General features: G+C 42.5%; 2 protein-coding genes. Both read left to right on the top strand.

Annotated elements, in window-relative coordinates; genetic code table 11:
- The coding region (locus QUA20_RS30755; protein ID WP_333194079.1) for an AAA family ATPase at positions 1–6,156 on the top strand (6,156 nt) is incomplete at its 5' end.
- 77 nt (positions 6,157–6,233) lie between these two features.
- On the top strand, positions 6,234–10,936 hold a 4,703-nt coding region (locus tag QUA20_RS30750; RefSeq protein ID WP_333194077.1), incomplete at its 3' end, for an AAA family ATPase.

The raw sequence follows: 10,936 nt of genomic DNA, 5'->3' as shown, positions 1-10,936 counted from the left end.
GTTTATTCAGGAAGTCGCACCTTAGTTTATCGGGCAGTCCGTACATCAGACCAATTACCTGTCGTCATCAAACTGCTCAAAAATGACTATCCCACCTTTAGCGAATTGGTACAGTTTCGCAATCAATATACTATTGCCAAAAATCTCAACTCACCCCTAATTGTCCAAACCTATAGCTTGTCACCATATCAAAATGGTTATGCGTTAGTGATGGAAGACTTTGAGGGGATCTCTCTTCAGGAATGGGGGGTGAAAAGGAAAAATTTACTCTCTTTGAGAGAGTTTTTGTCAATCGCGATCGCACTGTGCAATATCTTAGATATATTGTATCGCCATCGGATCATTCACAAAGACATCAAACCCAGCAATATCTTAATTAATCCCGAAACAAAACAAGTCAAATTAATTGACTTTAGTATCGCCTCTTTACTTCCAAGAGAAACCCAAACACTCATCAATCCTAATGTGTTAGAAGGGACACTAGCTTACATTTCCCCAGAACAAACCGGCCGAATGAATCGGGGGATTGACTATCGGACTGACTTTTATTCTTTAGGTGTCACCTTCTACGAATTACTGACAGGGAAATTACCATTTCAATCAAATGACCTGATGGAGTTAGTACATGGTCATATTGCCAAAGCAGCACCCTTAGTACAGGAAATTAATTCACAAATTCCGTCTGTACTCTCAGATATTGTCAACAAATTGATGGCAAAGAATGCCGAATCCAGATATCAAAGTGCTTTGGGACTGAAATATGATTTAGAAAAGTGTTTAGATCGACTACAAGAAACCGGTAGGATTGAGAGCTTTGAGATTCCACAGAGGGATGTATGCGATCGCTTTCTCATCCCCGACAAACTCTATGGACGAGAAACCGAAGTAAAAGCACTACTCCAAGCCTTTGAGCGAGTCAGTCAAGGAACCACAGAAATGATGCTAGTCGCTGGTTTTTCGGGGATTGGAAAAACAGCAGTTGTCAACGAAGTGCATAAACCCATTGTTCGCCAACGCGGTTATTTCATTAAAGGCAAATACGATCAATTTCAGCGCAACATTCCTTTGAGTGCATTTGTGCAAGCATTCCGGGATTTAATGGGGCAATTGTTAACCGAAAGCGAGGCTCAAATCCAAGAATGGAAAAATAAGATATTATCAGCAGTTGGAGAAAATGGACAGGTAATTATTGAAGTCATCCCCGAATTATCAAGAATCATCGGTCAACAACCACCGACTCCAGAATTATCAGGAACAGCCGCCCAAAATCGATTTAATTTATTATTTCAAAAATTTACCAAAGTTTTTGCCAGTGCTGAACATCCCTTAGTCATATTTTTAGATGACTTGCAATGGGCAGATTTGGCATCTCTGAACTTAATGCAGATATTAATGGCTGATACAAGTCATCTTTTTATTATTGGAGCCTATCGCGATAACGAAGTTAATCCGGGACATCCCTTAATGTTGACCTTGGGTGAGATGCAAAAAACACTCTTCACAATTAATACAATTACCTTAACACCCTTGAGTCAATTACAAGTCAATCAATTAGTAGCTGATACGTTAAAATGTTCCGAAAAGTTAGCATTGCCCCTGACTCAATTAGTTTTTCAGAAAACTCAAGGAAATCCTTTTTTTGCGACACAGTTTCTCAAAGCATTGTATCAAGATGGATTCATTCAATTTGATTTTGAGTTGGGTGCTTGGCAATGCGATATTGCTCAGGTACGTCGGCAAGCACTGACCTCGGATGTGGTGGAGTTTATGGCATTACAATTGCAAAAATTGCCAGCCGAGACTCAAGAAGTGTTAAAATTAGCAGCTTGTATTGGCAATCAATTCGATCTGACAACTTTAGGAATTGTTTGGGAACACTCAGAGGTAGAAACGGCGGCAAGTTTATGGAAAGCCTTACAAGAATGGCTAGTTTTACCGATTAGTGATATTTATAAATTCTATGTTGGGGAAAAAACTCAAGCAGTTTCTCAAGAAAATCAAGAAACTGTTGCCTACAAATTTTTACATGACCGAGTACAACAAGCAAGCTATTCTCTGATTCCCTCAAACCAAAAACAAGCAACTCATCTCAAAATCGGACAATTACTCCAACAAAGCTTATCCGAAATAGAGAAAGAGGAAAAGCTATTTGATATTGTCGGCCATTTGAATTTAGGAATTGAGTTAATGACTCAACCTAGCGATCGCCAAGCATTAGCTCAACTAAATTTACAAGCGGGAGTGAAGGCGAGAAATTCCACAGCTTACGCCGCAGCAAGAGTTTATTTACAAACAGGAATTGAGTTACTGACAGCTAACTGCTGGCAACATCAGTATCAATTAACTTTGAATCTGTATGTTGCATCGGCTGAAGTTGCTTATTTGAATGGTGATTTTGAAGAAATGGAACAGATGGCAGCACTGGTGTTGCGATCGGCTCAAACCATATTAGATCGAGTGAAAATTTATCAGATCCAAATCAGCGCACTGACAGCCCAGAGTCAGATGTTAGAAGCAATATCTGTCGGCAAAAATGCGCTGGTAGAATTGGGGGTTGAGTTCTCATCTGAACCTGATGAAGCCTTGACAGGCAAAGCACTACAAACCCTTGGCGATCGCCTTCAGCGCAAACAGATTTCAGAACTGATTAACCTCCCTGCGATGAGCGACTCAGAGACAATTGCAGCGATGCAACTATTAGCCATGTTGTTTTCAGCGATTTTTGCAGGGTGTCCTGCCTTGCTACCTCTGTATTGCTCCACAATGGTGAGTCTATCTCTCCAATTTGGAAATGCGCCTGCATCAACAATCGGATATGTAGGTTACGGCATGGTGTTGTCTTCTTTTTTAGGAGAAGTAAAAACAGGTTATGACTTTGGGCGACTAGCACTGAGCTTAGTCAATGAGTTGAATGTACGGGAATTTAAGTCCTCAGCTTTACTTTTTTTTGGCGCTTTTCTCCAGCATCGTCAAGAAACACTAAGGTCAGCAATACTAACGCTCAAAGATAGCTATCTAGCGGGGATGGAAACAGGTGATTTCCTCAATGCTGGCTACAGTATCGCTATTTGTTTTTACGATCATCTATTCGGTGGAGTGGCCCTGGACGATTGGGCACTAGAAATAGAAAATTACTGTGTTGTATTAGCAACTCTGAAGCAAGATTCTCCTCTGGCTTACCTAAAGGCAACACAACAGACGGTGCAGAACTTGACAGAAGTTGTCAAGCAACCGGATTTATTAATCGGTACTGCCTACGATGAAACGGTGATGTTTCCTAAGCAGTATCAAAATAACGAACTCACTGTCCTTGCTGTTGTTTATATCTATAAACTGATGCTTGCCTATATTTTTGGCAACTACACCAATGCCCTAGACTACCTTACCCAAGCTAACCGCTATTTGATGGCAGCAACAGGAATGATTCAAATTCCTGTTTTTCATTTCTATGCTGGGTTAACCTACCTGGCACTATGCTCTATGGAGTCAGAAATTGAGCAAGCAAACACTCTGGTTCTGATGGAAATTCATCAAACGAATATTACTCAATGGGCGCATCATGCCCCCATGAATCACCAACATAAAGTTGACTTGATCGAGGCAGAAAAATGCCGAGTTTTAGGACAAAAAGCAGAAGCAATTGAGTTATACGACAAGGCAATTGCTGGAGCCAAAGCCAACGAATATCTCCAGGAGGAAGCCCTTGCCAATGAACTAGCCGCGAAATTTTATCTCAACTGGGGTAAAGAAAAAATTGCCCAAATCTATATGCAAGAAGCCTACTACTGCTACATTCGTTGGGGAGCAAAAGCTAAAGTCGCCGACTTAGAAAAATGCTATCCTCAACTACTGGCTCCCATCCTCCAGCAAACCCGTTCTCCCCTCTCCCCTCACGAAACTCTCTTCACATTGGGAAGTGTCACCTCCACCTGTTCTCCCACTTCCAGCAGTAGCAGTGTCTCTACAGCTCTAGATTTAGCTGCCATTTTCAAAGCTTCCCAAACTCTTTCTGCCGAAATCGAATTGTCCAAACTGCTTTCATCGTTGCTTTCTATTGTCATCGAAAATGCGGGGGCCGATAAATGCGTGTTAATGCTCTTGCGAGACGAACGCCTGCTGATCGAAGGGTCAATTATCGTGGGGACGGAGCCAGTCGTGTTGCAGGGCTTTCCCATTGAGGACAGTCAGGATATTCCTCTGAAGCTAATTTATAAAGTGAAGCATGAAAGGCAAACTGTTGTGCTGCTGGATGCGACGGCCGATCCGACTTTAGCCAATGACCCGTATATCATTCGTCAGCAGCCTCATAGTATCTTGTGCAGCCCGATTTTACATCAAGGTAAGTTGATGGGCATTTTATATCTAGAAAATACTTTAATAAGGGGGGCATTTACAGGCGATCGCGTCGAACTGCTCAATTTACTCTGCGCTCAAGCGGCTATTTCTTTGGAAAATGCTCGACTTTATCGAAATTCCCAGAACTATGCACAAGAGTTAACACAATCTTTAGCAAAATTGCAGGCTACTGAAACCCGCTTCCAAAATTTGGCGAATAATATCCCGGGGATGGTGTACCAATTTCGTCTGGGGCCAGATGGTTCAATTTCAACACCCTACGTTAGTTCTGGTTGTTTGGACTTGTATGAGGTAGAGCCAGAATTGGTGATGACAGGAAAGTTTAGTCTTTACGATCTGCATCATCCTGACGATAACCCAGCGATTGGAAAAGCAATCGCTTACTCTGCCCAAAATCTGACACCCTTTGAGCAAGAATGGCGTATTATTCTGCTTTCTGGAACCGTGAAATGGATTCAATCTGCTGCTAGACCAGAGCGGCTAGCTGATGGATCGATCCTATGGGATGGGGTGGTGATTGATATTAGCGATCGCAAACACATTGAAGCTGAACAAACCCGCCTGTTGGCAATTCTGGAAAGTACATCTGACTTGATTGGCACTGCCGATCCAACTGGTAGAAATCTTTATCTCAACCGGGCCTGGCGGAATCTTTTAGGTTTAGAAAATGAGGCATTAGCAAAGGGTACTGAAATCTCTAAATATCACCCGGAGTGGGCGCTAGAGATAATTGGAAATCAGGGATTACCCGAAGCTATCCGCTCTGGAATTTGGATGGGTGAGACGGCAGTTTTTGATGGACATGGAGGGGAAATTCCCGTTTCTCAAGTTGTGCTTGCCCACAAATCGAGTGATGGGGAGTTACAGTATTTTTCTACGATTATGAGAGACATCAGCGATCGCAAACAAGCTGAGTCAGCCATCTTGCAAAAATCTCAAGAACTCCAACAAGCTCTACAATCTTTACAACAAGCCCAATTACAAATCGTCCAAAGTGAGAAAATGTCGGCATTGGGTAACTTAGTTGCTGGCGTTGCCCATGAAATTAATAACCCCGTCGGCTTTATTTGGGGCAATTTGAATGAAGCCAAACGCACAGTTCAAGACTTAGTGGAGCATCTCAATCTCTATGGCGATCGCGCCCCGGAAATAGAGATTGCAGACCATGCCGAAGATATCGATTTAGACTATATTATCGAAGATTTGCCCAAAATGATTGACTCGATGCAACTGGGATGCGATCGCATCAAAGATATCAGCACTAGCCTGTGCACGTTTTCGCGAGCTGACAAAGATTACAAAGTTCCTTTTAACATTCACTCTGGCATCGACAGCACGATCTTAATTCTCAAATATCGATTGAAAGCCAACGATGAGCGACCCGCCATTGAAGTAGTGAAAAACTACGGCAATATTCCCGAGATCGAATGCTTCCCCGGACAGCTTAACCAGGTGTTTATGAACATTTTTGCCAATGCGATCGATGCACTGGAAGAATCAAATACTGGTCGAAGTTTTGCAGAAATCAAGGCTAATCCCAACCGCATTACCATTCAAACCTCCTTAGTAGATAACCAGGTCAAAATTAGTATTACTGATAATGGTCGGGGGATGGATGAATCTGTCAAACAAAAAATATTTGACCATTTATTTACGACAAAAGCAGTCGGGAAAGGCACGGGTTTGGGACTGGCGATCGCGCGTCAAATCGTCGTCGAAAAACATAGCGGTTCCCTGAACGTCAACTCTATAATGGGAACAGAAACTGAATTTATCGTCACCTTACCCGCTCACACCTAACAAAAAAGTTAAGACTCTCTCTTCTTCAGGCTCATTTAAGCAAGCACTCGCTCATCAATTATCAAACAACAATAGCCATGAATAACTTTGAGAAAAATAGCGACACTCCTACAAATGTTCAAATTATCAACTATCAGATTATCGAAAGACTTTATTCAGGAAGTCGCACCCTAGTATATCGCGCAGTCCGTACATCAGACCAATTACCTGTCGTCATCAAACTGCTGAAAAATGACTATCCCACCTTTAGCGAGTTGGTACAGTTTCGCAATCAATATACCATTGCCAAAAATCTTGACTCACCCCTAATCGTCCAAACCTATACCCTGGAACCGTATCACAATGGCTATGCCTTAGTCATGGAAGACTTTGGGGGAATTTCTCTGAAAGAATGGGCAATGAAGGGAAATCTACAATCAGTACAGGAGTTTTTAACAATCGCGATCGCACTGTGCAACACCTTATATCTACTCTATCACGAGCGAATTATTCATAAAGACATCAAACCCGCCAATATTTTAATTAATCCTGAAACAAAACAAGTCAAATTAATTGACTTCAGTATTGCCTCTTTGCTACCGCGAGAAACCCAAACCCTCATCAATCCCAATGGGCTGGAAGGGACATTAAGTTATATTTCTCCGGAACAAACAGGCAGAATGAATCGGGGGATTGACTATCGGACTGACTTTTATTCTTTAGGTGTCACCTTCTACGAATTACTGACAGGGAAATTACCATTTCAATCAAATGACCTGATGGAGTTAGTACATGGTCATATTGCCAAAGCAGCACCCTTAGTACAGGAAATTAATTCACAAATTCCGTCTGTACTCTCAGATATTGTCAACAAATTGATGGCAAAGAATGCCGAATCCAGATATCAAAGTGCTTTGGGACTGAAATATGATTTAGAGAATTGTTTAACTCAGTTACAAGTTACGGGTTCGATTGAGAGCTTTGAGATTGCACAGAGGGATGTATGCGATCGCTTCCTCATCCCCGACAAACTCTATGGACGAGAAACCGAAGTAAAAACCCTACTCCAAGCCTTTGAGCGAGTCAGTCAAGAAGCCACAGAAATGATGCTAGTCGCTGGTTTTTCGGGGATTGGAAAAACAGCCGTTGTCAACGAAGTGCATAAACCAATTGTGCGCCAGCGCGGTTATTTCATTAAAGGCAAATACGACCAATTTCAACGAAATATTCCCTTCTCTGCTTTTGTGCAAGCATTTCGAGATTTGATCGGACAATTGTTAACCGAAAGCGATCTCCAACTAGAGCAATGGAAAAGCCAAATATTATCAGCGGTGGGAGAAAATGGACAGGTAATTATTGAAGTCATCCCGGAATTAGAAATAATTATTGGTCAACAACCACCTGCTACAGAATTATCAGGAACAGCGGCCCAAAATAGATTTAATTTATTGTTTCAAAAATTCACCCAAGTCTTTACCAGTGCTGAACATCCATTGGTGATGTTTTTAGATGATTTGCAATGGGCAGATTCAGCATCGCTGAAGTTAATGGAGCTATTAATAGCTGAAACAGGTCATCTTTTATTAATAGGTGCGTACCGCGATAACGAAGTTAATCCAGCACATCCATTAATCTTGACCTTGAGTGAGATTCAAAAAAACCAAGCAACGATTAACACGATTACTTTAGCGCCATTGAGTCAAGTCAAAGTAAATCAATTAGTGGCTGACACACTGAAATGTCCAGAAACTTTGGCATTACCTCTTTCTCAATTAATCTCTCAAAAAACTCAAGGAAATCCGTTTTTCGCTACCCAGTTTCTCAAAGCATTACATCAAGATCGACTGATTCAATTCACGCCCCCAACCCCCCCTTACCAAGGGGGGGCTACGGGGGGGTGGCAATGTGACATTGCACAAGTGACGACTCAAGCAGTTACAGATGACGTGGTTGCTTTTATGGCAGTTCAATTACGAAAACTGCCACAATTAACTCAAAATGTATTGCAGTTAGCGGCTTGTATTGGTAATCAGTTTGATTTAGCAACTTTGGCAATTGTTTCAGAACAATCGGAAATCGAAACGGCTGCGGATTTATGGAAAGCGTTACAAGAAGGGCTAATTTTACCGCTGAGCGATGTTTATAAGTTTTATCAGAGAGAAGAAAATGAGAGATTGGTAGTGTCAAATCAAAATACCAGTCAACAAATAGCCAAATATAGATTTTTACATGACCGAGTACAGCAAGCTGCTTACTCATTGATTCCCAGTCATCAAAAAACAGCAACTCATCTGAAAATCGGACAATTACTTGAACAAAATTTCTCCGAGCTAGAGCGTGAGGAAAAACTGTTCGATCTGGTCGGGCATTTAAACCAAGGAATTGAGTTAATAACCCAACCGCAAGAACGAGAAGCCTTAGCTCAACTTAACTTAAAAGCGGGTACTAAAGCCAGAAATTCTACAGCATATAGTGCGGCAAGAGTTTATTTGCAAACAGGGATTGAAATACTGACAGCCAACTGCTGGCAAGATCAATATGAATTGACTCTGAATCTCCATGTTGCTGCTACCGAAGCTGCTTATTTGAATGCTGATTTTGATGGCATGGAAAAAATAGCAGCATTGGTGTTACAAAAAGCTGAGACGATTTTAGACAAAATCAAAATTTACCAAATTCAAATCGTCGCCCAGACAGCCCAGGGCAAGATGTTAGAAGCAATTGCAGTCGGAAGAGATGCACTCTTGCAATTGGGGGTTGAACTCCCCATTGCACCTGACGAAGCCAAAATTGCTAAAGCCCTACAAACCGTAGCTAGTCTTCAAGGTGATAGAGGAATTGAGGAATTAGTCGATCTACCTGTAATGAGCGATCGCCACACTCAGGCAGCTATGCAACTCTTAGGATTATTATTTTCATCGATTCTACCGGCAATGCCGGGATTACTGCCCATACTGAGCGCGACGATGGTGAGTTTATCACTCCAGTTTGGCAATGCACCAGGCTCGACTGTAGGGTATGCGATTCACAGTATGGTGTTGTGTGCTTTTGTGGGAGAAGTGAAATCAGGGTATAGCTTTGGGCGATTAGCAATGAACTTGCTGGATCAATTTAATGTCGGGGAATTCAAGTCTAAAGTTCTACTGCTGTTTTCTGTCTGGGTTCAACATCATCAAGAATCGCTCATGGTAACAACACTGACGATGAAAGATGGCTATGCAACTGGTATAGAAACTGGTGATTTTCTCAACGCTGGCTATAACTCGCTTAATTACTTTATCGCCAAATTTTTTGCTGGGTTAGAACTGGACATTTGGGAACAGGAAATAGCAGATTACAGGGCTGTCTTAGTGCAGATAAAACAACATTCTGCCCTGACTTATTGGGATATGACGCAGCAAACTGTAGATAACTTGAAGGAAGCCCGGATTCTGTCAGATTGCTTAGTTGGCAGTGCCTATGATGAAACTGTGATGATTCCTAAGCACCATCAGGAGAAGGATCTTAGTGCGATCGCTCTTGCTTACACTTACAAACTGATGCTGGCATACTTTTCTGGTAACTACACCTCTGCCCTAGAATATAGTACCCAAGCGAAACCGTATTTAATGGCACTATCAGGGATGATTTCTATTCCCATTTTCCATTTCTATACAGCTCTGACGCATTTGGCACTCTTCCCCACGCAGCCAGAGTCAGAGCAAGGCGAATTTTTGTCTTTGGCCCAAACCCATCAAACCACTTTGCAACAGTGGGCGCAGAATGCTCCCATGAATCATCAGCATAAATGGTATTTAGTTGAGGCAGAAAAACATCGAGTTTTAGGCAATAAAGCCGAAGCAATTGAACATTACGATCGCGCCATTTCAGGAGCCAAAGCCAACGAATACATCCAAGAAGAAGCACTGGCCAATGAACTAGCCGCCAAATTTTACCTCGACTGGGGTAAAGTACGCATTGCCCAGGAATACATAACGAACGCCTACTATGGCTATGCTCGTTGGGGCGCTAAAGCCAAAGTTGCCGACTTAGAACGACGCTATCAGCAACTTCTCGCCCCTATCCTCCAGCAAACTCGTTCTCCCCTCTCCACTCAAGAAACTATCTTCTCATTGGGGAGTAGTTCCACCAGTTCTCCCAGTTCCAGCAGTAGCAGTGTCTCTGCTACTTTGGATTTAGCCGCCATTCTCGAAGCTTCCCAAACTATCTCAGGCGAAATCGAACTGTCCAAACTGCTTTCATCGTTGCTTGAGATCGTCATCGAAAATGCGGGAGCAGATAAGTGTGTGTTAATGCTCTTGCGAGACGATCGCCTATCGATCGAAGGGTCAATTATCAATGGGACGGAGCCAGTTGTGTTGCAGCGCCTTCCCATTGAAGACAGTCAGGATATTCCTTTGAAGCTGATTTACAAAGTCAAGCGCAACAGGCAGACTACTATGTTGCTGGATGCGACGGCCGATCCGACCTTAGCCAATGACCCGTATATCATTCGTCAGCAGCCTCATAGTATCTTGTGCAGCCCGATTTTGCATCAGGGCAAGTTGATGGGCATTTTATATCTAGAAAATAATTTAGCGAGGGGGGCATTTACAAGCGATCGCATCGAACTGCTCAATTTACTCTGCGCTCAGGCGGCAATTTCTCTGGAAAATGCCCGACTTTATGAGCAGTCACAAACCTATTCCCAACAGCTAGAGCACTCGCTTGAAAACTTGAGTGCTAGTAACTCTCGCTTCCATAACCTGGTAGACAATGTGCCTGGGGTAGTTTATCAATATCGCATGAGTGCCGATGGGTT

It is taken from the genome of Microcoleus sp. Pol7_A1, from assembly GCF_036701085.1.
Classification (GTDB): Bacteria; Cyanobacteriota; Cyanobacteriia; order Cyanobacteriales; family Microcoleaceae; genus Microcoleus; species Microcoleus asticus.
This window is presented reverse-complemented; position numbering and strand designations above follow the sequence as displayed.